Genomic DNA, 24657 nt, shown 5'->3' with positions numbered 1-24657 from the left:
GTTTACCTGATTTTTTACTCAGTATTTAAATGGTCCGTGGTTAATAGTAATTTTAAGGAACCGTTCAGATGAGGCAATGTTTATGGAACCTATAGCGCATATTAGAAAAAGTGATCATGAGCTGCAATCAGTTGAAGAACACCTTAATGACGTCGCTGCACTTGCTGCATCATTTGCCGATAAGTTGAACATCGGTGATGCTGGTCGGATAATTGGCTTGCTTCACGATTTTGGCAAGTATAGTCAACAGTTCCAACAATATATCGGTTCAGCAACAGGTTGGATCGATCCTGATGAGGATGATTATGTTGATGCTAAATCCCAAAGGGGGAAAGTGGATCACTCTTCAGCTGGCGCGCAACTTATTTATCGAGAACTAAGCCGATTTGGCGGAAGTGGACAGGGTGAGATTTGTGCACAGATCTTAGCGCTATGTGTGGCGTCGCATCACAGCGGGTTAATCGATAGCTTAGCATTGGATGGCGACAACACATTCGCGAAGCGTATGGATAAACCGTTTGATAAAACGCACTTACCAGAATGCGAACGTAATGCGGATAATCGCATCGTGCAGCTTGCTATTGGGCTGTTAAGTCAGAACACGGTTGGGGTGTTATTCGGTAGGCTACGAGAAATAATCGATTTTCAATCTGCGGCTCGAAATAACGGCGAGTTATCTAAGCCGGATGCATTTTCTCTGGGTTTCTTTACTCGATTTCTGTTCAGCTGCTTAATTGATGCTGACCGGTTAAATAGCGCAGAATTTGAAGAACCAGAGCGTAAGCGTTATCGCGAGAAGCAAGCAAAGTGCTTCAATTGGCAAGTGGCTATAGACCGCCTTGAACTGAAACTGGCTGCATTTCGAGGGGACAAACCGATAGACAAGATACGCCGCCAGATATCAAATACCTGTTTAAATCGAGCGTGCGATCAGCAGGGTTGTTACACACTCACAGTACCGACTGGCGGCGGAAAGACATTAACTAGCTTGCGTTATGCGATACATCACGCTAAGCATCATCGTTTAGAGCGGATCATCTACATTATTCCGTATACCTCCATAATTGAACAAAATGCGCAGGCTGTTCGAGAGGTATTAGAGCAAGCAGGGGATGAATTTCCGTGGGTATTGGAACATCACTCTAATATCGAGCCAGAAAAACAAACGTGGCATTCAAAGCTAGCAGTAGAGAATTGGGACGCCCCGATTGTATTTACCACAATGGTGCAATTCCTGGAAACCTTGTTTAGTGGGGGCACTAGGGGAGTTCGACGCCTACATCAGCTCGCAAATAGCGTACTTATTTTTGATGAAATCCAAACTCTGCCGATTAACTGTACCCATCTTTTTTGTAATGCGCTTAATTTTTTGACCCAACACTCTCGAACAACAGCCGTATTATGCACGGCGACCCAGCCGGTGTTAGACCGACTTCGCTCGCCTGAAAACGGTCAGTTAAAACTAAGTGACCATTATGAACTGGTGGACGCCGAACTGTTATCGCAATCGTTGCGCCGAGTTGACGTCGTCAATGAATGCAGAGTCGGTGGTTGGAGCGAGCAAGATATAATTGAACGGGTTATTGAGCGGTTTAACCAAACAAAAAGCTGCTTAGTGATCGTGAATACGAAAGATTGGGCGCAGCGTATCTATGTTAACTGCAGAGCTTCAGTTGATAGCGGCGCTTTGTTTCACCTAAGTACCAATCAATATCCGGCCCACCGCAAAAAACTGCTTGGTGATATTAAAAATCGGCTGGACCAAGGTTTACCTGTGCTCTGTATCAGCACTCAGTTGATAGAAGCTGGGGTTGATGTTGATTTTGCTACAGTCATTCGCTTTTTGGCAGGGCTCGATTCGATTGCACAGGCTGCGGGGCGTTGCAATCGCAATGGCAAATTAAAGGACGCCACGGGGGGCTATGTGCGGGGCCAGGTCAGCGTTATTAATCCACGAGATGAACCCATCGATATATTGGTGGACATTAAAGAAGGGCAGCGTAACTCTGAGCGCATTTTTGCAGAAGTAGCGAGTGACCAGCTGCTTACTCCTTCAGTTCTTAGCCGTTATTTTGACTATTTCTTTTTTGAGCGCAGCAAAGACATGACCTACCCATTGCCTAAGCAGGCAACGACCATGCTTTCATTATTAGCTAATAACTCGACCAACAATGGTGCGAAGAATAGCCAGCGAGTAAAACAAAGAAAACTACCGCTTTTACAACATTCATTTATGGCCGCTGGCAAAGCGTTTAAAGCCATAGATGCACCAACCCAAAGTGTGATTGCTGCGCACGGTGATGGCATTGCATTGGTCACAAGGTTGTGTGCATTAGCTAAAGAATATGATGCAAAAACCTACTATCAAACACTGAAGTTGGCGCAGGCATATAGTGTCAATGTTTTCCCCAATGTCTGGCAAATGTTACTTGAAGCCGAGGCGGTTGTTGAAACTCAGCAAGGGGAAGGGATTTACTACTTAAAATCCGAATTTTACAGCAAGGAGTTTGGGCTTAGCACTCAAGCCTGCTCGTTGTTCAATGAATTGATCTGTTAAGGGGAGATGCCAATGAAAAATAGCATTAGCTTTAGGTTATGGGGGCGGTACGCACTGTTTACCGACCCGATTACCAAGTTGGGCGGGGAAAAGTGCTCCTATCACTTGCCCACATACGAGGCGCTAAAGGGCGTGCTTAAGTCGATTTACTGGAAGCCAACACTGATTTGGCATGTGGATAGAGTCAGAGTGATTAAACCACTTCGAACGCAAACCAAAGGTACTAAGCCCTTAGTGATGAACGGCGGAAACAGCCTAGCTATTTATACCTTTTTGCATGAAGTTGAATATCAAATTGAAGCGCACTTTGAGTGGAATACTCATCGACCAGAATTAGCAGCAGATCGGATTAACGGTAAGCACTTTGCCATCGCTAAACGTGCGTTATCCAAGGGGGGGCGACAAGACATATTTTTAGGCACTCGAGAGTGTCAGGCCTATGTCGAACCCTGTGAATTTGGTGAAGGGGTGGGGGCCTACGACGATATTCCTGAACTTGGGTTTGGCATCATGTTTCATGGGTTTGATTATCCTGACGAAACCGGTACCGACGAATTGTTCAGCCGTTTTTGGTCACCCACACTGAAACAGGGCGTATTGAACTTCCCCAGGCCAGAACAATGCGAACACCGCCGGTTTGTTCGCAAAATGGCAGTTAAGGAATTTGAACTCGATGAGAACGTCTTACCGATAGCGATGCAAGAGGAGGCGCTATGAGTTGGATGGAAAGACTCTATCGTACGTATGATCAAGCGCTTGAATTAGAAGTTGATATAGCAGAAAAGTTATCTCCGATTTGCCATACGGTTCAGAATGCACATATCAATATAGTGATAAATGGCTCCGGTGAGTTTCGACGTGCCTCGGTGCTGGAAAAAACTCAAATACTATTGCCTGCGACAGAAAAATCTGCAGGTAGAACGAGTGGTGAAGAACCTCACCCATTAAGTGATAAATTGCAGTATGTCGCTGGAGATTATTCGGATTTTGGGGGGCTCAAAGGAGCATATTTTGGTAGCTATCAACGGTTGTTGAACGCTTGGGTTGAGTCCGATTTCTCACACCCAAGTTTGAAAGCAGTTCTTGCTTATATCAGTAGGAAAAGGGTCATCCAAGATTTAGTTGAGCATCAGCTGGTTTATCTTGATGATACAGGGCAACTATTGACACAGTGGGCTGATGACAAAAACGTTGACGTACCTCAGCTTGTCAAAATATTACCTAAAGATAAGAAGAAGTTTGATTTTGGTAGTGCGTTGGTGTGTTGGACTGTTGAGTCATCGGAAGTGCGCTGTCCAAAAACTTGGCTAGATCCTCAGCTATATAGGACGTGGAATCAGTTTCTGGCTCAATCCAGTACCGACTCGAAACTGTGCTTAGCAAGTGGTCATAGTGAACCCATCGCGTTAAACCACCCTGCGAAACTAAGGCATTCAGGTGATAAAGCGAAGTTAATCTCGGCAAATGATTTAACAGGCTTTACATTCAAAGGGCGATTTACGGATACCAAAAAATCAGTAGAAAAACACGGTTATCAGGGGGCAGCAATTGGTAGTTTAACTACTCAAAAAGCCCATAATGCCTTACGCTGGTTAATTGAACGGCAAGGCAAGCGCAATGGTGATCAAGTTATTGTTGCCTGGGCCGTATCGTGCACAGAGATACCATCGCCGCTAGAAGAACCATTTGAGTATGACTTGGACGACCTGTCGGTTAATGAATCTGCGGCTGAGGTCGATGTGCCTGAATCAAAAGATTTCACCCGTGATTTGGGATTTACCTTCGCACAAAAATTAAACCAAACCATGGCGGGTTATAAAGCTAAATTGGATCGAGCCGATGACACCGTGGTGGTCATGGCTATTGACTCTGCCACGCCGGGACGAATGGGAGTGGTTTATTACCGCGAGCATGCGCCACATGACTATATTGATGTGGTTGCACGCTGGCATCGCGATTTTGCTTGGCCCCAGCGTCATAAAATAGAAATCCCTCAATTGAGAGGTAAACCGAAAGAAACAACGGTCTGGCTGCCCTTTGCACCAACGCCGTGGCTGATCCTTAACACCGCCTATGGCGACATTATTAAAAGTAACGAAACCCTTAAGAAAAATCTATATGAGCGCTTACTGCCTTGTATCGTCGAAGGTCGAAACATCCCTCTCGATATCCTTAATAGTGTAATTAGGTCTGTATCAAATACTCAGCGAAAGCGCATGCCTGAGCAATACTCAACTATTCAAAGTGAGCAGGCTGCTTGGGAACGAGACCTTGGTGTAGCCTGTGCGCTTTACCGGGGATTTTACCAGCGCCAACCAAAACTGTCGGAACGGAGGAAATATTCCATGGCATTAGATCGAACCAATACATCGCGTGATTACTTATATGGCAGGTTGCTGGCTATGGCCGAACGAATTGAAAGCGTTGCTTTAAATGCCGCTAAGGTTAATCGCCCAACGACGGCAAATCGTTTGATGCAGCGCTTCGCCGACCGCCCCTTTTCAACGTGGCGTACGGTTAATCAGCAGCTACAGCCGTATCTGCAGCAACTGCAGAATTCTCGGACTGGATTTTTGGTCAATAGTAGCAGAGAGATGGACGACATTATGGGGCTATTTTGGGGTGATGACTTCACTAATGATAAAGCATTAAGTGGTGAATACTTGCTGGGATTTCATTGTCAGCGCTTAGCGTTACGTGAAAGCAGTACTAAAAGTAATACCGATTCAGTCACCGAAATTCAAGAAGGATAACAACATGAGCTTACAAAACAAAATCGATTTTGCTGTCATTTTTTCTGTCAAAAATGCCAACCCTAACGGTGATCCACTGAATGGTAATCGGCCACGCACTGATTACGAGGGGTATGGAGAAATATCAGACGTATGTATTAAACGTAAATTACGAGACCGGTTGCAGGAAGCGGGGCACGCGATATTTGTGCAGTCTGATGAGAAAAAAAATGACGGCATGACAAGCTTAAAGAATCGCGCCGAATCGGATGAGTTTGGTTTAGGAAAAGAGACCTTTAATGCGAAAAAGACATCGCCAGATGTAGCGGCTAAAAAAGCCTGCGAGAAATGGTTTGATGTACGCACCTTTGGGCAACTGTTTGCCTTTAAGGGAGACGGAAAGGATGGCGTGTCTATTCCTATTCGTGGTCCAGTGTCGCTTCAATCAGCTTTTTCTTTAGAGCCTGTAAGTATTACCAGCACGCAAATCACTAAAAGTGTGAGTGGGGAAGGAGATGGTAGTAAAAAAGGATCAGACACCATGGGAATGAAGCACCGTGTAGACAAGGCAACTTACGCCACCTTTGGCGCAATGTCGCCCCAACTAGCTGAAAAAACCGGATTCAGTGAGTCCGATGCTGAAACTATCAAGCAATTGTTACCACGTTTGTTTGAAGGCGATGCCTCTTCTGCACGTCCTGAGGGTTCGATGGCCGTAACCCATGTTATCTGGTGGAGACATAACTCTAAACTCGGTCAATATTCATCAGCGAAGGTTCATCAAACGCTGCGGGATCATATTGAGAGCGATAAGCCAATTGATACCTCAAACTTACGAGACTCTTTGGCGACGGTTCTTGGCGACTTGGAACCAGAAATATTGGAAGGTTTTTGACCTTTGACAGACCAGCGCCTTATACCACTCTCTGCCTTGCAGCATTATGCGTTTTGCCCAAGGCAGTGTGCTCTGATCCACAACGAGCAGCTTTGGGCCGAAAACTACCTCACGGCTCACGGCCAGTTGTTGCATCAGCGAGTGGATAGTGGAGAACCAGAAACACGCCAAGGCGTTCGTTTCGAGCGTGGTGTACATGTGAATGCTCCGACGCTCGGATTGACTGGTAAGCTGGATTTAGTGGAAAAAGATCTGGCTTCTGGTCAATTAACACCGGTGGAGTATAAGCGAGGGAAAGCTAAACAAGACAATATTGATGCTATACAGCTCTGCGCACAGGCGCTGTGTTTAGAAGAGATGACAGCCACTTCGGTAGAGCAGGGAGCGCTGTGGTATTGGCAAACTCGTCGTCGAGAGCTGGTTACTATTGATGCTTCGTTGCGGCAACAAACATTAGCCGTGATTGCTCAAGTTCATGATTTATTCTCGACAAAGCAAACGCCAGTAGCGGAGTATACAAAACGCTGCAAAGCTTGCTCTTTAATTGAACCCTGCCAACCACTGCTATCAGCTAACGATCCCAGTTCGGTTTATATTCGCCAGCTTTACGATGATGAGGTTAGCCAGTGAAGAAACTTCAAAATACCCTGTATATTACCCGCGATGGTGCTTATTTACACAAAGCACGAGAAACCTTGCTAATAGAGCAGCGGGTTGATGGAGTGAAGCAAAAATTGATGCAGGTGCCCATCCACTCGATCAGTGGTATTTTTTGCTTTGGCAATGTCATGGTATCGCCACAATTGATGGGATTTTGCGGAGAAAATGGCACTGGCCTGGCATTTTTCGATCAGTTCGGTCGATTTCAGGGACGGCTGGTGGGTCAACAAAGCGGCAATGTTTTATTGCGACGGGCTCAGTTTGCGTTGGTCAACCCCCAAAAAGTGGGAATTGCGAGAGATATTGTCGCCGCTAAAGTACAGTCTTCACGCGCGCTGCTGTTACGTCACCGGCGAAATCATGGAGAAAACGCAGCTCTTAGTCGAACCTTAAAGCGAATGAAACAAATTGTCGAAGCGCTAAAAATTCAATCCGATTTAGATAAGATTAGAGGCTTGGAGGGAGAAGCTGCCAGCCAATATTTTGGTGTTTTTCAAGGCTTGATAAAAGTGGATGATCAAGCGCTGCGGTTTAATGGTCGAAGTCGACGGCCACCGAAAGATCCCATTAATGCCATGCTCTCTTTTTTGTACTCCCTATTAGGGAAGGAAATCAGCGGAGCGCTGCAAGGTGTAGGGCTCGATCCACAAGTTGGTTTTTTACATGCAGAGCGACCAGGTCGAGACAGTTTGGCTCAAGATTTATTGGAAGAATTTCGAGCCTATATTGTGGATCGAACAGTACTTACTTTAGTGAACCGACAACAAATAAAGGCTAAAGATTTTACGGTAGACATGCTTGGCGGGGTTACCATGAAAGATGAGACGCGAAAACTGTTACTCCAGTCTTATCAGGCTAAAAAGCAAGAAGAAATTCTTCATCCATTTTTGAAAGAAAAAATTCAAATCGGCTTATTACCCCATGTGCAATCGATGCTTTTAGCGCGGCATATTCGAGGTGATTTAGCGAATTACCCTCCCTTTTATTCGCGATAGGTAGACTTTTATGATGGTACTGATTACTTACGATGTAAGCTTGCAAGATGATGGCGGGCAACGCCGTTTACGTCATTTGGCGAAAACCTGTTTAGATTACGGTGTGCGGGTGCAGTACTCGGTTTTTGAGTGTGAGATTACCTACGCACAATGGTTAAGTTTTAAGGCGAAGTTGCTTAATATTTATGATGAAGAAGTCGATAGCCTGAGATTCTATAAGCTTGGCAAGGGCTGGCGAAGCAAGGTTGAGCACCATGGTGCAAAGCCTGCACTAGACATATTCAAAGATAGTTTGATTATTTGAACGCTAACCCCCAGTGCTCTTTAAAAACACGGTAGTTTAGCGCTTTTTTAGCGCATTGAATAATAAAGGTTTAATCGAGATAGTGACCGTTGCAGCGTGAGAACTCGGGTTCTTAATGACTAGGCTAGCGAATCATGGCTTCTCAGGTTAAGCTACACCTGTGTCGCCCCTCACGCAGGGGCGTGGATTGAAACGTAAGTCCAGTACTAACAGCAGCGGGTACCTCAGCGGTCGCCCCTCACGCAGGGGCGTGGATTGAAACTCGAATTACTATGTCTGGCAATCCCAGTCGCTATGGTCGCCCCTCACGCAGGGGCGTGGATTGAAACTACATAATCTACGTCACATTATGCGCCTTAAGGAGTCGCCCCTCACGCAGGGGCGTGGATTGAAACCTGACATGGAGGGCCACCAATGACCCCAGCAAATGTCGCCCCTCACGCAGGGGCGTGGATTGAAACAACAGAATCAGCAATGTTAGCAGTATTTGCAACGTCGCCCCTCACGCAGGGGCGTGGATTGAAACTGTCAGCATAAACTCAATCCATTAAGTGCAAACGTCGCCCCTCACGCAGGGGCGTGGATTGAAACGTTAGAGCAAGGCCGTCAATTACCACTCACTCCAGTCGCCCCTCACGCAGGGGCGTGGATTGAAACCTGAACATTGTCAAAACTATTAAATTCAGCACCGTCGCCCCTCACGCAGGGGCGTGGATTGAAACACTTCGATACCAAGTGAAATCATCAACATCAATGTCGCCCCTCACGCAGGGGCGTGGATTGAAACGATAAATTCGAATATCTTTATTAAGCTTATCTTGTCGCCCCTCACGCAGGGGCGTGGATTGAAACTTAGTCATTTGACTAACATTTAAGTTTGAAAACGGTCGCCCCTCACGCAGGGGCGTGGATTGAAACTTCAAAGGTTCGCGGCTCTTATGAATCTTCTATGTCGCCCCTCACGCAGGGGCGTGGATTGAAACTGGCTATGTGCTTATCTCACAGACCGAGTATCAATGTCGCCCCTCACGCAGGGGCGTGGATTGAAACCGGTAGTTACCTGCCAGCACTTCCATCAACTTCAGTCGCCCCTCACGCAGGGGCGTGGATTGAAACTGTTGATGTATCATAAACAGGTATTGTAGCCATGTCGCCCCTCACGCAGGGGCGTGGATTGAAACAATACACCACCACTACGCCGCCGATTGTCACAGTCGCCCCTCACGCAGGGGCGTGGATTGAAACCAGCTTGCGCATTTGTACCTTAACCGCTGGTTGAGGTCGCCCCTCACGCAGGGGCGTGGATTGAAACTCTCAAGTCTGTTGAAAACATTGCGGCAGATTCAGTCGCCCCTCACGCAGGGGCGTGGATTGAAACGCTAGTACGAGCTTCATCAGCAATAACTTGGTCAAGTCGCCCCTCACGCAGGGGCGTGGATTGAAACGGCCCGACAGACATTAAACTATGCGCTACTGAGGTCGCCCCTCACGCAGGGGCGTGGATTGAAACATATTTTTTATCCAAGTTTTTTAAAAGCTGTAAAGGTCGCCCCTCACGCAGGGGCGTGGATTGAAACACGCTAGCCACATGTCAGCAGTAAGCAGAGGGAAGTCGCCCCTCACGCAGGGGCGTGGATTGAAACGTAACAACAGGCCAAGAGCGGCACTTACATCACGTCGCCCCTCACGCAGGGGCGTGGATTGAAACAAGTTGATTCATTTGTTTACTCACTTACCAACCCTGTCGCCCCTCACGCAGGGGCGTGGATTGAAACCACGGATAATCACCAGTGACGTTATATGTGCCTGGTCGCCCCTCACGCAGGGGCGTGGATTGAAACAACATTATCAAATGAATACAAGGTCATAGAATCGTCGCCCCTCACACAGGGGCGTGGATTGAAACCCTGGAACAAGAGTGCAAGTATAATGAACACACGTCGCCCCTCACACAGGGGCGTGGATTGAAACCCTGGAACAAGAGTGCAAGTATAATGAACACACGTCGCCCCTCACACAGGGGCGTGGATTGAAACATCGCCATTGGTTAGCATCAATAAAGTGGTAAGCGTCGCCCCTCACACAGGGGCGTGGATTGAAACCAGTTAATGTTGCAATGCCATATGGATGCCTGCGTCGCCCCTCACTCAGGTGCGTGGATTGAAACACAGGTTCGCTAAAGCCAGTTCCGAACGTGTAAGGTCGCCCCTCACGCAGGGGCGTGGATTGAAACATGTCAAAACGCAAACCGACCCAATATCGTTACGTCGCCCCTCACGCAGGGGCGTGGATTGAAACCAATACGCTTCATTAGCGCCACCCTCAGAATCACGTCGCCCCTCACGCAGGGGCGTGGATTGAAACAAAGAATATGGACGCATGGCAGGGGCAAAGGTCGTCGCCCCTCACGCAGGGGCGTGGATTGAAACTTTCACCTTTTGATAAATCTGCATCATAAAAAGGTCGCCCCTCACGCAGGGGCGTGGATTGAAACGATCCATCAACCATTACAACACATCATCGCCATGTCGCCCCTCACGCAGGGGCGTGGATTGAAACACGTAGGCCAAGCAAGCGCTCACCATAATCTACGAGTCGCCCCTCACGCAGGGGCGTGGATTTACATACTTTGTATTGCTAAGGCGAATTACAGGTACAAAAAAAGACGCCCTAAGACGTCTTTCTTTGTGGTATTGGTGGAGCTGGCGGGTTTCGAACCCGCGTCCAAAACCATTCTAACCAATGGCGCTACATGCTTAGTTTGTCTTTATTCTCGTTAGCAAGCTGCGAACAAACACGCCACTTACTCACATACCAGAATTCTATTTCGCGGTTCGGCTCTCTAGTCAAAGCGTCCCTCGCTATCTTGTTTGGGTTTGAACTTCTATGATTCCCCGTCTTACAAGCGGAAGCTAGGGTAGAAGTGCTCTAGCAGGTTATTAAGCTGCTAGTGCGTAGTTTTCGTCGTTTGCGACTATTTTTTTGCGGCTTTTTACGTGGCAAACCGCCCCACGACATGCTCCACAAGCCTTCCTGATCCTGTCGAATCCAATTCAGCCCCGGAATTTCTAGAACATTCTAACACAAGCCTGATACAAACCGATAGCGGCTTGGGTTTAAATGCTGTTTATTTGTCCAGTTGAGTGTTTATCTAAAGCTGTGTTTCATCACTCGGTCTTTGGTGCGTTGCCATTCGCGATCTTTCTCGTCTTCGCGTTTATCTTGATCTTTCTTACCTTTGGCTAAGCCTATCTCTAGTTTGGCCCAAGAGGCTTTCCAGTAGAGCGCTGTGGCAACAATGGTATAACCTTGGCGTTCAACCGCGCCAATCAGTTTATCTAACTCGCGTCGGTTTAGCAGTAGTTTGCGGATCCGGGTTGGGTCGGCAACCACGTGAGTGGAAGCCGATAATAAGGGTTGAACATTTAAACCGGAAACAAAGGCTTCACCGTCGCGAACATATACGTAGCTCTCGGCGATGTTAACCTTACCGGTTCTCATTGATTTAACTTCCCAGCCTTGAAGTTCAATACCCGCTTCGAATTTATCTTCGATACGGTACTCATGGCGCGCTCTTTTATTCAGCGCGATGGTATTTGAACCGGCTTTTGATTTTGATTTATTCTTACTCATAGGCCGCTATTATACGCATGCAGCGAGGGTTTAAAACTGATATTGTGCGGTTTAGCCGTGCGAATGCTAAAATGTTGCCAGATTTGAAGAAAGAGTGGGTTATGCCGCAAGTAAACCGTAGTGCCTTGGTGATGTTTAGCGCCAAGCAAATGTACCAATTAGTGAATGATGTTGACGCTTATCCCGAGTTTTTACCGGGGTGCGTGAGTAGTGAAATTATTGAGCAAGGCCCGTTGAGCATGGTGGCTCAGGTTGGGGTGGCCAAAGCTGGTATTAAAAACAGCTTTGTGACGGAAAATACTTTAACTGAAGATCAATCGATTCAGATGAATTTGGTGAATGGGCCGTTTAAGTCCTTAACTGGAGTATGGCATTTTGTCGCTTTAGATGAGCAAGCCTGTAAGGTGATGCTGGATTTGAACTTTGAATTTAGCAACAAGTTGATTGCAGCGGCCTTTGGCCGAGTCTTTCAAGAATTGGCCGGCTCGATGGTGCAGGCTTTTGTCGACCGAGCAAAACAGGTGTATTAGTGGTGAGCGAAAAAATTAATATTGAAGTGGTATATGGCTTACCAGCGCGTCAAGTATTACTGGCTCTGAGTGTTGCACAAGGCTGCGATATTTTGGCCGCCATTAAGCAGTCGGGTATTGTGGATCACTTTCCAGAGATTGAGCCCGAGTCGGCTTCGGTTGGCATTTTTAGTCGAGCGGCTAAACTGGATCAAACTTTGCGTGATGGCGATAGAATTGAAATCTATCGTCCCTTAATTGCCGATCCTAAAGAGCTTCGTAAAATTAGAGCTGAACGCGCAAAAGCTGCGGGGAGGGCAGATAAAACCACTGGTGGCAGGCCCAAGCAACGCGCTGAAGCTTAAACCAAAAAGCCAGAACGATGATCTGGCTTTTTTATATGCTTGGGGGCAGTTAGCTGGTTTCGTCTTCGAGAGGTACCATAAAGTCTTTACTAATTTGGTAGTCACCTTCAACCAGCGCTAGGTGGTTATTCACAAACTCAACCACCAAATTTCTTCGTTCGAGTGAGCCATTACCACTTTTGTAACTGTATAGGTAGTACCAACGTTCTTGGTCGAAAGCATCGACTAACATCGGTGAACCCAATACAAATTGAACCTGCTCCTTGGTCATGTTGACGCGGAGCTGTTCTACTTTGGCATCGTCGATGTAGTTACCCTGTGGGATATCAACCTTATATACCATCCAATCGAAGGCTGAACAGGCGCTAAGCCCGAGGCTGGCAAGTAGAATAAAAATTTTAGCTGTGAAACGCATTGTTAATCGAAGCTCCTTGTTAAGGAAGGCATCATAACCAAGCCCCGCCCGAAAAAGAAGCGTCTACTACGAAGAATTTAGTCTTCAACCAACAATTCTTGCGCATTTGCCAGTGCTGAAGGGGTAATTGCATCGCCGGCGAGCAGGCGAGCCAATTCTTCGAGACGTTGTTGGCCGTTTAAAGTGAGCATGTTGGTGATGGTTTCATTTTTCTTCTGTTGCTTACTCACTAACATCTGTTGATGACCATGTCCCGCTACCTGTGGTAAGTGGGTCACACACAATACTTGGCACTGTTGCCCAAGTTTTCGTAGCATGCCGCCCACTACTGCGGCGGTTGGTCCACTAATGCCTACGTCAACTTCATCGAAGATCAGGGTTGGGGTTAAAATACTGGCTGAGCAAATCACTTGAATGGCCAAACCAATACGGGAGAGCTCTCCGCCAGAGGCCACTTTATCAATACTTTGCATCGGCTGACCAGGGTTGGTGGTGACCCGCAACTCGACGCGATCTACGCCATTTGAATTGGTGAACTGGCTGGCATCACTTTGTAGTGCAAATTCACATTGGGCTTTCGCCATACTGAGTTTATGGATTTCTTTGGTGATTAATTTACTGAGACTACTGGCGGCACGTTCGCGACTTTTCGATAGTTTATTGGCCTTACTTAGATAAATCTGCCATGCCTGCTCAATGTCTTCCGTAAGATGCTCGAAGCGCTGGCTTTGTTGGCTCAGCTGCTCTAACTGTTGCTGTAAATTCAAATGTAGTGCTGGCAGTTGTTCGGCGTTGGTATGGTGTTTTCTGGCCAACTCAAGGGCTTGGCTGAGTCGCAGTTCTAACTCGGCAAATAACTCTGGGTCGTAGTCTAGTTGCTCGCTGTAATGGCCTAACTGTTGGCCGGCTTCTTCAATCTGAATCTGTGCATCGTGTAACAGATTGTTGATGTTTTCGAGTTTGGGATCGAGCGCGAGAAGCTGGCTGGTAGTTCTACAGGCTTGGCCTAGCATGTCTAGTACATTAACTTGCTCATCTAAGGCTAGCAGCTGGCTAAGCTGAAAACTACTTTGTTGCAGCTCGGTGCTGTGAGAAAGACGCTGATGTTGTTGTTCTATGGTTTGGTATTCCCCTTCTGCCAGAGAAAACTCGTCTAATTCTTTAACCTGATATTCAAGCAGTTGTTGTTGGGCCAGCAGTTCTTTTTGTTGCTGTTGGGCAAGTTCTTGCTCGTTACAGAGGCCTTTCCAATGCTGGTAAGCTTGTTTCACTTCACTCAGCAATTGCGGATGAGCGGCATACTGATCGACAATCGCCAGTTGTTGGCTGGGTTTAAGCAATAGCTGATGCGCATGTTGCCCATGAATGCTAACGAGGTATTGCCCTAGTTGTTTGAGTTGTGCCAAGGGGACCGCAGTACCATTGATATAGGCTTTAGAGCGACCTTCTTTGGTGACTACTCGGCGTAATATGCAATCATCGTCGCTTCGCAGCTCATTTTGCTGCAGCCATAGCCGCGCGGCTTGGTTCTGGCTGATCTCAAATTGCGCACTGACTTCTGCCTTACTGGCACCCTGGCGCACCATGCTCGCTTCCGCTCGGTTACCTAAACACAAGCCTAAGGCATCGATTGCAATTGATTTACCTGCGCCAGTTTCACCAGTGATGGTGGTCATGCCTCGGCTTAAATCGAGCTCTAAGAACCGAACAATTGCAAAGTTTTGTACGCTGAGTTGAGTGAGCATTCCTATACCTGTTTATCCATACAGTTGCTGTATAAATATATAGCGGTATTTTTGTGCATGCAAGTGCAAATCGTAAAAAGCTGGTTTACTGGTGCTAAGGATGGGGCAAGGGATATTTTTATACGCTTATGTCGCCGCCCATAAGAGAGAGGATTACTCTGGAACTCGGTCACTCATTTAATTGATTTAATTATATAAAGTAGCAAATGGCCGATGATTTGGTGGTTACTGGAGGTATTGTATGCAGGTAGCATTGTTAGCTGCCTATTGCCGATATAAGTAGCACAATTCACTGCTCGTTAACTTCTGGTCATTGGTTATTCTGTTATCTAGAATTCATATTTTTGTCACAATGGGTGGTTTTTTTGGCCGTTGTTTTGTCAGGTAAGCGCTTGTTTTAAGGCGGCCAGGCTGGCTTTAGCTTGATTTTTATTCATTTTTTAGTTGCTTGCAGCTTCACATTTGTGTCATAAAAGTAGTGCATGTTTATCAAATAGTTGTTGTATCGCTGCTGTATTAGTCGGCAGCCCAATTAACCTTAGAAATACATGGAAGATATTATGTTGAATAAACGTTTTGCAATAAGCAGCTTGTTACTTGGTATGGGAGCCATGGCAAGTGTGCAAGCCAGTGCCGAAACACTTCGTTTACTAACTTGGGGCGGTTATGCGCCTCAAGAGGTGATCGATTTGTTTCAAAAAGAAACTGGTATTGAAGTAAAAGTCACCAAATCAAACAACGAAGATATGATTTCTAAGTTACGCGCAACAGGCGGCTCTGGTTTCGATTTGGCGCAACCTAGTCAAGACCGTATCACTGGTGTGCAACTACAGTTTGGTATTTATCAGCCCATCGATTTAGCCCGAATTGACCAGAAACAAATTATTAGTTCAATGCTCGATGCGACCAAGAAAAATACTGCCGTGGGCGATAAAGTATTTGGTGTTCCGCATGTTTGGGGAACCAGCGGTTTGGTGGTGAACGGTAATATGGCCAAAGATGTAGCTGACTATACCGATTTATGTCAAAGCAAGTATCAGGGCAAAATTTCTTATCGTTTGAAACGTCCTACTTTAATTGCTTTTGCTTTTGCTCTTGGCGAAGATCCTTTTGCGGCTTACGCCGATCCTGCCAAATACCAACAGATCTTGGATAAGGTTGAAGCGAAGCTTGTGGAATGTAAGCCCATCGTGAAAACTTACTGGTCTGGTGGTGATGAGTTGATGAACCTGATGCGTGCCAACGAAGTGGTTGCCGCGATGGCTTGGGATGCAGGCGGTTGGAAGTTAAACCGAGATCAAGCCAATATTCAGTTTGTTGCACCAAAGTCTGGTGCGCTAGGTTGGATTGATACTTTTGCGATTCCACGCAAGTCAAAAGCCGTCGATGCCGCTTATCAATGGATCAATTTTGTGATGCGTCCAGAAATCGCAGCAAAAATTACCGAGTCTGCGGGTAACTTCACCGCCTCGAAAGGCTCCGATGCCTATGTGAACGAAGTGGCTAAAGCACAGTTTAATGCCAGTTTTAGTAGCGATGATATTGATAATATTAAATGGTATCCCGCAGTACCTGCTGGCTTAGAAGCCATGGAAGGCAAGGTGCTGGATCGCGTGCAAGCGGCACAATAAGCACTTATCAATGGGCCGTAAGGCCCTTCTTTTTTTACCTTTGGATGTACTTGTACTATGGCGGGAAACGCTAAATTTGATCTTGAATGTGAACACCTCTCTAAACACTTTTCTGATTTTACCGCAGTAGACGGTTTAAATTTTAATGTTGAAGCTGGGTCTTTCTTTTCTATTTTAGGGCCTTCGGGCTGTGGTAAAACCACCTTGCTAAGGATGCTCGCTGGTTTTGAATTCCCCAGTGAGGGCGAGATCCGTATCCATCAAAAGCGAGTCAATGAGCTGGCGCCCAATAAGCGTCCGGTGAATATGGTGTTTCAGCACTTGGCCTTATTTCCCAACATGAATGTGGCTGAGAATATCGCTTATGGTTTAAAGCGTCGTGGTGTGAAAGCGGCTGAGCGAAGCGAAAAAATTAAAGATGTACTCAGCCGAGTGGGTTTAGACGGTAGCCAACAGAAGCAAATTGCCCAGTTGTCGGGTGGCCAAAAACAACGGATTGCGATCGCCCGTAGTCTGGTCTTAGAGCCGCGTTTATTATTACTTGATGAGCCGCTAGGTGCTTTAGATCTAAAACTTAGAGAGAAGATGAAGGTTGAGCTTAAACACTTACAACGTGAGTTTGGTACCACCTTTATTTACATTACGCATGATCAGTCTGAAGCCTTGGTGATGTCGGATAAAGTAGCGGTGATGAACCGTGGCCGCTTCGAGCAGGTGGCAAGTCCGCAGCAACTTTATTATCAACCGCAGTCAGCCTTTGTGGCTAAGTTTGTTGGACAAACCAATCAACTATCGGCGGTGGTGGTCGAGCAACGGCAAGCGGTGGCGCTATTGAAGACCGCCCGAGGGCGACACTTGATCGTTGAAACCGATGTGCAGCAGCGTCCGCAAACCACCGTAAATGTATTTGTTCGGCCAGAGGCGATTGGTATCGCCAAGGTGGGTGAAGATGTGAAAGCGGATAATCAGTTTGATGTGAAGGTTGAGGAGTGTCTGTTTGATGGCGCCAGCTCGACCTTAATGGTGAGAGACCAGCATCATGATGAGCTTTATCGGGTTTCTCCTGGCGCTGACTTTGCTTTGCAAAATATTGTGGTCGGTAGCCCATTACGTATTTATTGGAATGCATCTCAAGCGCGCTGTATCACGAAAGAGGTGAACGGTGAAAGCTAAAACTCTGGGCTTTTATTTATTAATCTTGCCTTTTCTGCTGTGGTTTGTGCTGTTGATTGTATTGCCACATTTGCAAATGTTAGAGCTATCTTTAATCAAGCGTGATTATAGTGTGGGTGACAGTGTTGGCCTTTATCAGTATCAGCAGTTCTTTTCTGAACCCTTGTATTGGCACACCTTGTTACGCACCGTGTGGATGTCGTTATTGGCCACCTTTATTACCTTAGTGATTAGTTTTCCAGTTGCATTTTTTATCGCAAAAGTGGCTAAGGGACGTAGCAAGCGCTTGTTATTGCTGAGTTGTTTATTGCCATTTTGGGTGAGTGAGTTAGTGCGAACTTATGGCTGGATGATCCTGTTGCGCGAATCTGGAGTGATTAGCCAAGGCTTAATGGCTCTGGGTTTAACCGAGCAGCCAATCGAGTTTTTATACAATGATGTGAGCATGTTGATTGGTTTGGTTTATACCTCCATGCTGTTTATGGTGGTGCCTTTGGTGAGTACGCTGGAAGGCTTAGATCAAAGCTTGATTGAAGCCGGTTATGATTTAGGTGGGAACGGCTGGAACGTGACTCAATCGATTGTGATCCCTTATGCCATGCCTGGCATCGTCTCTGGATGCATTATGGTGTTTATGCTGTGTTTAGGGAATTACTTAACGCCGCGCTTATTGGGCGGAAAAGATAGCCTATGGTTTACCGAGCAAATTTTCACCCAGTTTATTACTCGTTTTAACTGGGAGTTAGGGGCTGCTTTTGGGGTGGTGTTATTGGTGGTTTCTTCTGCGGTGGTCGCCTTGGGGCTGAAACTGAGTGGCCAATCATTCAGTAAGACGCTGGGGCGTTAAAGGACTTTAGTATGTTGCATCAGTTACGCGGGCCAGCCAACACGGTTTACCGTTTCTATATGGTTGGATTTTTGGTTTTTTTGGCTTTGCCTTTGAGCATTGTTGGTTTATTTGCTTTTAACGATAGCTTGTATGCGTCTTTGCCTTGGCAGGGATTCACCCTCGATTGGTTTATCGGTCAGCAGCAACCCAAACTGGGGATATTTTACGATCAGCCTTTGCTGTCTAGTATTGGCGTAAGCGCCATGATCGCCTGTTTGGTTACGGTTTTTTCGTTATTGCTATCTACGGCCAATGCTTGGCTATTTGTACGTTTCGATTTTCCGGGTAAAAACTGGTTATATATTGGTTTGTTATTGCCCTTGGTCATCCCTGGAGTCATTTTGGGGGTTGCAATATTGGTGGCCAGTAGCCGGCTGGCCAATGGTTTGGAAGAGTATTTTTTATGGGAATGGGAGTGGTTGCGACCGGGATTTAGTTTAGTGGTTATTGGCCAGGTGGCTTTTATTACGACGATTTCAACGCTGATTATTTTGGCGCGTTTACGTAAGTTTGATTTTAGTTTTGAGGAAGCTGCACTCAATTTGGGCGCCAGTCGTTGGGTTGCTTTTTTTACTGTGGTACTGCCTTTTTTAAGCCCAGCATTAGTGGGTGCCGCAGTGGTTAGTTTTTTGATGTCATTTGAAAACTTTAATACCACTTTGATGTTAGTGGGATCGGATGCGCCACTGACCATTGCGATGTACGACCGTTTAAGAGAAGGCTCAACACCGGTACTGAATGCAGTGTCGTTGTTACTGATGCTTAGCTCAGCGGTAGTGGCTTTGCTCTCGATGTTATTGAGTCATGGCAAGTCTGAAGATTAGTACTCAGGCTGAACTATAATACACAGAGTCTGGACTATTTCTCGCCTTGGGTTTTAACGGGTTTATTTTGATGATTGCTCTGCCGAGGCTTTGCTTTTGCTTGAGGCTTTGCTGTTGAGTTTACTCGTTAGCTGTTGGCTTAATTGTCAGCGTTCAGGCTGAGCTTTTCATGCACAGCTAAGAGTCGCTTGATTGGCTTATTTTTCGCGCAACTAAGCGGATTATTGTTATTGCTTATCGCAATTGTTGTTCAGCTCATGTTATAAGTTGAGTTGGATCACATTTTTAAAGGGGCTATTGTGGGCACGACTCCGGCACACTCAAAAGGGTTTATTGTTCTGTTGGCATTAATGATGTCGTTGGTTGCCTTGGCTGTCGATGCCATGTTGCCAGCCTTAGTGACAATTGCCGAAGACTTCAATCTCAGCCCTGCAACTCAAGTGCAGTGGACCATTACCGGGTTATTTGTTGGCTTGTCTATTGGCCAATTAATTTATGGCCCTTGGTCGGATGCGGTGGGCCGTAAGCGCCCTATTTATTTAGGCTTTGGTTTGTTTATCTTGGGGAGTATTTTGTGCATTGTGGCCGATTCATTTGTTTGGTTCATCGCTGGACGGGTGCTACAAGGCATGGGGGCTGCGGCACCAAGGGTGATCACCATGGCTTTGGTGAGGGATCAGCTTAAAGGCGCGGCGATGGCGCGCGTGATGTCGGTGATATTTTCGGTATTTATTGTGGTTCCTATTATTGCGCCGGCACTTGGTCAGTTAGTGATGAGCATTGCTCATTGGCGTTGGATTTTTGGCGTCTTGCTACTGATGGCGGTTGTGACGGCTCTATGGTTCGGCTTTTTTCAAGAAGAAACTTTAGTGCCAGAAAAGCGTCGACCGCTGACGCTTAATAGTTTTGTGGATAGTTTAAAAGTACTGATGAATGAGCGAGCTGCTTTGGCCTATACCTTTGTCTCTGGCTTGATATTTGGGGCATTTATGGGGTACTTGAACAGTGCGCCACTGCTATTTATTCAACTCTACCATCAGGGTAGTAATTTTGCTTTACTGTTTGCGTTGGCCGCTGGCTCGATTGGGGTCGCATCGCTGGTGAATGGTCGTTGGGTGATCCGTATTGGGATGCGTAAAATGATCCACATTGCGTTGTGGTGCCTACTGAGTTTAAGTGTTTTGTTTGTTGGCGTACTCATCAGTACCAATGGCGTCCCGTCGCTCTTTTTATTGATGGTTTATATGATGCCGGCATTCTTTTGTATTGGTATTTTATTTGGTAATTTGAATTCTTTGGCGATGGAGCCTTTAGGGGCTATCGCGGGGATGGGCTCAGCTTTTGTTGCTTTTATATCAACTCTGGTGGGGATCCCAATCGGCAGTTTAATCGGTTTTAGCTTTAATTTTACCTGTTACCCGATTGTACTTGGTTTTTTATTGGTGGCCTTGGTTAGCTTAATTGTAATTCGGTTGTTTGATCATCCGCAGAAGGCCGAAGTCGCTTAGTTTTATTGCGATAGTTTTATTACCATTAGCACTTAAGGATAAAGCCTTGCTTTGCCTTTATATGTCGAGCGCTAGATGCTTGAAAATGTTATCTAGCGCGACTTTCCCTTCGAACTTGATGCCAACGGCGAGATGATTTAAACCATCTCGGCTTTGGCTTTTTACGCTCCCTTCGATCACCACATTATTGTCCATTTGAGTGGGGAAGCGGATATAAACAAAGATGTTTTCTAATAAAAATGGACCGTAACTTTCTGGCCATTCCAGTTTGAAGCGGCAGCCTCCAGCGGACAGATCCAAAATAATCCCTTCAAAATTTAAATCATGTTCTACTTGTTGGTCGCTCACCGAGGAGCGGTGGCTAATTGTGGCTGGGAGGCGAATCGCTACCCGCTGTTGCTTACGTAGGCTGAAATGTTCTATTTCGTTGGGGTATTTTACAAAAATTAGGTGCTTGGGGGATTTGATGATGTCGGTAATTACACTGCGAAAGGCAATACATTGGCCCGCTTCTCCTTCTATAATGGAGCGTACAATGCAGTCCATGCCTTCGACGAGTACATCATTGTGACCCTGTTGCGCATAGCGAGGAATGGCAAACATTAGAAAGTTAGTATCATCGAGACCAAGCAATTTACACTTGATACGCACATTCCCTTGTTTGACAAACTGTACGTCTAAAATGTCGCTAAACTTGAGGTGGCGCATGATCTCAACCACTTGTTGGCGATTCTTAACAATTGGCGTGGCGGTATTTGTCAAATTCTCAAATCCTTTGTAGCTGCTGCTGTTGTTATTAGAAAAGTCGGCTTCCCCAGCCCAATTTAGTTTGCAAAATCTTAAAATAGTCGTAGTTGGTTGGGTGAACTAAGCGCAGCGGATTAGCTTGTTTGCGAATAATGACTTCATCGCCTGGCAACACTGGCAAAGAGATATGGCTGTCACAGCTGATATGCATGTGTTCACTGTTGTCATGTGACAATTTTAATTTTACTTCACTTTCACTGTTCACCACGATGGGGCGTGAACTTAAGGTGTGAGGAAACATCGGAACTAAAGCAATGGCATCTAAATTTGGGGTTAAAATTGGTCCGCCAGCGGAGAGTGAATAGGCGGTTGATCCAGTGGGAGTGGTAACAATAATTCCGTCAGCACGTTGACTTAAGATAAAGTGTTGGTCGATGTAAACTTCAAACTCAAGCATGGTGGCAACTTTGTCGAGGTGTAATACCACTTCATTGACCGCGCTATTACTGCTTTTTACCGTGTTATGTCTAAGCACTTGTGCTTCTAATAGGAAACGTTTCTCGGTAACAAATTGACCATTCAGTACCTGTTGTAAGGGTTGTTCGAAGTTATCTGGATCTAAATCGGTTAGAAAACCAAGGTTGCCACGATTCACGCCAATCACCGCAATGTCGTAGTCGGCCAATACTCGAGCTGCGCCTAACATATTGCCGTCGCCGCCTACCACGATGGCTAGGTCGGCCTGTTCTCCCAAATTGGTAATACTGACTAAAGGTAAGTCACTAATTGCCAGTTGGGCACCGGTAATTTCTTCTACCAGTACTGTAAAAGATTGCTTTTTTAACCACTGATAGAGTGCAGTTAGGGTGTTATTGGCTCCCTCGTGGTGAGGTTTTCCGATCAAACCAATAGTGTTGAAAGATTGAGTCATAACTTGTTGATTTAACGTTGTGTTACTGACGATTATAACGCGGGTAAATCAAACTCAGCTAGTTTTATCGTGACTATCACTTGAAACAACGGCTTTGATCCCCATAATATGCATCAGATTAGTGTTATTTGTGAAGAATTACGGAGACCCTGCATGAGCAGTGAGCAAAACAAACCACAGACTGAAGACGTGCCGCTAGAAAATGACAACGAACAAGTCGTTGATGCCGTTGAGGCAGAACTTGTCGAGCCAGAAAGCGCAGAAGAAAATGAGTCGGCGGCTGAAGAAATTAGTATTGCAGAGTTATTGGAGCGTTTAGCGACAGCAGAGCAGACCGTTGCCGATCAAAAAGACAGCGTTGTGCGAGCCAAAGCCGAAGTGGATAATATTCGTCGTCGTTCCGCTCAGGAAGTTGATAAGGCGCGTAAATTTGCTTTGGAAAAGTTTGCCAATGAATTACTGCCAGTTATCGATAATATGGAGATGGCCTTGCAACATGCCAATCATGAGGATGATGCGCTTGCTGCAATGATTGAGGGGGTTGAATTAACCCTGAAAGCTTTATTGGATGCAGTGAAGAAATTCGGAATCGAAGTGATTTCTCCACAGGATCATACCTTTGATCCTGCGAAACATCAGGCAATGGGCATGCAAGAGGTTGAAGGTGTCGCACCTAATACTGTGGTTGCGGTATTGCAAAAAGGCTATGAGCTAAATGGTCGCTTGTTACGTCCCGCGATGGTGATGATCTCCAAAGCTGCATCGGTCGATACCAACGCCTAAGCTGGATTTGTTGATGATTGATGAAAGGGACCGAGTATGGTCCCTTTTTTGTGGGCCTTATTTGGTCAGAAAGTTATCTTGATTTTGTACCAATCTGACTCATTATCCGTTGATTCTTGCTGGCCTAAATCAGCGCTAACAGCATGATGCATCTTGTAATTGTAGCCACTGCTTACTGCACTTTATGGCTGATTATCGATAGATTTATTCTGCGCAATAAGTTGAGCATATCATTAATCAAATTGATATGACCTGCTGCCACGACTTATCTTGAGCCGCATTTACGATGTTTTTTTGACCTGATCGGGTAAGCTATGCCATGGTTAATAACTAAATAGAAATTGTTCGTATTGTTGGTCGTAGGCGTAGGGCTTCGCTAGATGGAACAGCTTGAGATTTTTGATATCCCCAATCCTTGTCGTGGTATTTGCCAGACCAATAGTCGTGGTTTGTGTTTGGGGTGCTTTCGTAGTCGTCAAGAGCGATTTGCTTGGCAAACTTTGGATAGTTCCCAGCAACAAAATATTTTGCGGTTAAGTAAGCAACGTCGGCAGCGTTATATTCGAAAACAACGTCAATTACTTGCTGAGCAGGCAAAACAACAAAGTGGCACCAGTCAAACTGAGTTTCCTTTTTAATTGTACTTAAACAGTAGCGGTGAACTGCTGCATCGGGCAATATAATGGCCAATATTAACGAGGTAAGTGTAATTGAGGTGTTAATGAATAGTTTAGATCTGCTAATAAACAATAATCGTAGTTGGGCAAAAGATATAAAAGAGCAGAACCCCTCCTTTTTTACTGACCTATCCGAACAACAATCACCTGAATTTTTATGGATTGGCTGCAGCGATAGTCGGGTTCCGGCCAATCAGTTAGCGCGATTACCGCCAGGGGAAGTTTTTGTTCATCGTAATATTGCCAACGTGGTTGTGCACACCGATTTAAACTGTCTCTCGGTGATTCAATATGCGGTTGATGTATTGAAGGTGAAGCATATTATTGTCACCGGCCATTATGGTTGTGGTGGCGTATTGGCTTCGATGGAAGATGAACAGAAAGGCATGATCGATAATTGGTTACGTCACATCAAAGATGTTTACCGTTTTCACCAAGCAGAATTGGATGCAATTGAAGATAAAACCAAACGTGGCGATCGACTATGTGAACTAAACGTGATTGAGCAAGTAAAGAATGTTTGCCAAACCACCATCGTGCAAAATGCTTGGGAGAAGGGCCAACTCTTGGCGGTACACGGCTGTATTTATTCGATTCAAAATGGCATTTTAAATAATTTAAATATCACTCAAAGTGGCTTGGAGCAAAGCTAAGTTTTGCGGCATAAAAAATGCGGTCATTGGA

The 24657-nt window shown here is 45.9% G+C and carries 22 protein-coding genes, 1 other RNA gene and 1 CRISPR repeat array; of the genes, 17 read left to right on the top strand and 6 right to left on the bottom strand.

The annotated features are described in order from the left end of the window. Positions 1-82 precede the first annotated feature (82 nt). The 7 genes from cas3 to cas2 are packed head-to-tail and all read left to right on the top strand — an operon-like array spanning position 83 to position 8143. Positions 83-2557 (top strand): CRISPR-associated helicase Cas3', encoded by a 2475-nt coding sequence (cas3, locus tag ACRRS1_RS16365; protein ID WP_432467374.1) that lies wholly within the window; start codon positions 83-85, stop codon positions 2555-2557. 12 nt (positions 2558-2569) lie between these two features. Next, on the top strand, positions 2570-3274 hold the full coding sequence (gene cas5c, locus ACRRS1_RS16360; protein WP_432467375.1) for a type I-C CRISPR-associated protein Cas5c: 705 nt from the start codon (positions 2570-2572) through the stop codon (positions 3272-3274). Then, on the top strand, positions 3271-5310 hold the full coding sequence (cas8c, locus tag ACRRS1_RS16355; RefSeq protein ID WP_432467376.1) for a type I-C CRISPR-associated protein Cas8c/Csd1: 2040 nt from the start codon (positions 3271-3273) through the stop codon (positions 5308-5310). Before cas5c ends, cas8c begins: the two co-directional genes overlap by 4 nt. Before the next feature lie 4 nt (positions 5311-5314). Next, complete coding sequence (gene cas7c, locus ACRRS1_RS16350) at positions 5315-6184, top strand: type I-C CRISPR-associated protein Cas7/Csd2 (RefSeq protein ID WP_432467377.1); 870 nt, start codon at positions 5315-5317, stop codon at positions 6182-6184. Positions 6185-6187: 3 nt separating this feature from the next. Then, a complete protein-coding gene (gene cas4 / locus ACRRS1_RS16345; protein WP_432467378.1) occupies positions 6188-6814 on the top strand; it encodes a CRISPR-associated protein Cas4 in 627 nt (208 codons plus the stop codon). Beyond that, complete coding sequence (gene cas1c, locus ACRRS1_RS16340) at positions 6811-7839, top strand: type I-C CRISPR-associated endonuclease Cas1c (RefSeq protein ID WP_432452143.1); 1029 nt, start codon at positions 6811-6813, stop codon at positions 7837-7839. Before cas4 ends, cas1c begins: the two co-directional genes overlap by 4 nt. A gap of 10 nt (positions 7840-7849) precedes the next feature. Continuing rightward, positions 7850-8143 carry a CRISPR-associated endonuclease Cas2 gene (cas2, locus tag ACRRS1_RS16335; protein ID WP_432452144.1) on the top strand — a complete coding sequence of 98 codons (294 nt, stop codon included), beginning with the start codon at positions 7850-7852 and terminating at the stop codon, positions 8141-8143. A 162-nt stretch (positions 8144-8305) separates the two neighbouring features. Beyond that, positions 8306-10769: direct repeats of the CRISPR family, unit length 32 nt; unit sequence GTCGCCCCTCACGCAGGGGCGTGGATTGAAAC. 68 nt (positions 10770-10837) lie between these two features. Here cas2 and ssrA read toward each other — a convergent pair. After that, positions 10838-11204: a transfer-messenger RNA gene (ssrA, locus tag ACRRS1_RS16330) on the bottom strand. Positions 11205-11290: 86 nt separating this feature from the next. Beyond that, on the bottom strand, positions 11291-11776 hold the full coding sequence (smpB, locus tag ACRRS1_RS16325; RefSeq protein WP_432452145.1) for an SsrA-binding protein SmpB: 486 nt from the start codon (positions 11774-11776) through the stop codon (positions 11291-11293). Positions 11777-11877: 101 nt separating this feature from the next. Between smpB and ACRRS1_RS16320 the strand changes: the two genes are divergently transcribed. Then, on the top strand, positions 11878-12306 hold the full coding sequence (locus ACRRS1_RS16320; protein WP_432452146.1) for an SRPBCC family protein: 429 nt from the start codon (positions 11878-11880) through the stop codon (positions 12304-12306). Between the two features lie 2 nt (positions 12307-12308). Next, positions 12309-12650 (top strand): RnfH family protein, encoded by a 342-nt coding sequence (locus ACRRS1_RS16315; protein WP_432467379.1) that lies wholly within the window; start codon positions 12309-12311, stop codon positions 12648-12650. Between the two features lie 49 nt (positions 12651-12699). Here the strand turns inward: ACRRS1_RS16315 and ACRRS1_RS16310 are convergent, their stop codons facing one another. Further along, a complete protein-coding gene (locus ACRRS1_RS16310) occupies positions 12700-13065 on the bottom strand; it encodes an outer membrane protein assembly factor BamE (protein ID WP_432452148.1) in 366 nt (121 codons plus the stop codon). Between the two features lie 77 nt (positions 13066-13142). Continuing rightward, entirely contained in the window at positions 13143-14810 is a 1668-nt protein-coding gene (recN, locus tag ACRRS1_RS16305) for a DNA repair protein RecN (RefSeq protein WP_432467380.1), read from the bottom strand. A 560-nt stretch (positions 14811-15370) separates the two neighbouring features. Here recN and ACRRS1_RS16300 point away from each other — a divergent pair. The 5 genes from ACRRS1_RS16300 to ACRRS1_RS16280 all read left to right on the top strand — a co-directional run bounded on the left by ACRRS1_RS16300 (position 15371) and on the right by ACRRS1_RS16280 (position 20835). Next, entirely contained in the window at positions 15371-16441 is a 1071-nt protein-coding gene (locus ACRRS1_RS16300; protein WP_432459872.1) for an extracellular solute-binding protein, read from the top strand. Between the two features lie 57 nt (positions 16442-16498). Continuing rightward, a complete protein-coding gene (locus ACRRS1_RS16295; protein WP_432452151.1) occupies positions 16499-17614 on the top strand; it encodes an ABC transporter ATP-binding protein in 1116 nt (371 codons plus the stop codon). Next, a complete protein-coding gene (locus ACRRS1_RS16290; protein WP_432452152.1) occupies positions 17604-18461 on the top strand; it encodes an ABC transporter permease in 858 nt (285 codons plus the stop codon). The genes ACRRS1_RS16295 and ACRRS1_RS16290 overlap by 11 nt, the downstream gene beginning before the upstream one ends. Positions 18462-18472: 11 nt before the next feature. After that, positions 18473-19327: an ABC transporter permease gene (locus ACRRS1_RS16285; RefSeq protein ID WP_432452153.1), complete on the top strand. Its 855-nt coding sequence runs from the start codon at positions 18473-18475 to the stop codon at positions 19325-19327. 299 nt (positions 19328-19626) lie between these two features. After that, positions 19627-20835 carry a multidrug effflux MFS transporter gene (locus ACRRS1_RS16280; protein WP_432467381.1) on the top strand — a complete coding sequence of 403 codons (1209 nt, stop codon included), beginning with the start codon at positions 19627-19629 and terminating at the stop codon, positions 20833-20835. A 57-nt stretch (positions 20836-20892) separates the two neighbouring features. Here the strand turns inward: ACRRS1_RS16280 and ACRRS1_RS16275 are convergent, their stop codons facing one another. Both ACRRS1_RS16275 and nadK read right to left on the bottom strand, forming a co-directional pair. Further along, on the bottom strand, positions 20893-21597 hold the full coding sequence (locus ACRRS1_RS16275) for a flagellar brake domain-containing protein (RefSeq protein WP_432452155.1): 705 nt from the start codon (positions 21595-21597) through the stop codon (positions 20893-20895). A gap of 34 nt (positions 21598-21631) precedes the next feature. Then, on the bottom strand, positions 21632-22513 hold the full coding sequence (nadK, locus tag ACRRS1_RS16270) for an NAD(+) kinase (protein ID WP_432452156.1): 882 nt from the start codon (positions 22511-22513) through the stop codon (positions 21632-21634). Between the two features lie 153 nt (positions 22514-22666). Here nadK and grpE point away from each other — a divergent pair, with 153 nt between their 5' ends. From grpE to can, 3 genes are all read left to right on the top strand, one after another. Next, the gene (gene grpE, locus ACRRS1_RS16265) at positions 22667-23296 is read left to right on the top strand and encodes a nucleotide exchange factor GrpE (protein ID WP_432452157.1); all 630 of its coding nucleotides are present in this window, start codon (positions 22667-22669) and stop codon (positions 23294-23296) included. Between the two features lie 380 nt (positions 23297-23676). After that, entirely contained in the window at positions 23677-23934 is a 258-nt protein-coding gene (locus ACRRS1_RS16260) for a DUF1289 domain-containing protein (protein ID WP_432467382.1), read from the top strand. A gap of 83 nt (positions 23935-24017) precedes the next feature. Then, positions 24018-24626: a carbonate dehydratase gene (gene can, locus ACRRS1_RS16255; RefSeq protein WP_432467383.1), complete on the top strand. Its 609-nt coding sequence runs from the start codon at positions 24018-24020 to the stop codon at positions 24624-24626. Positions 24627-24657 lie beyond the last annotated feature (31 nt).

Source organism: Agarivorans sp. Z349TD_8, from assembly GCF_050870825.2.
GTDB lineage: Bacteria > Pseudomonadota > Gammaproteobacteria > Enterobacterales > Celerinatantimonadaceae > Agarivorans.
The sequence above is the reverse complement of the archived record's forward strand: the minus strand, read 5'-3'. Positions and strand labels throughout refer to the sequence as shown.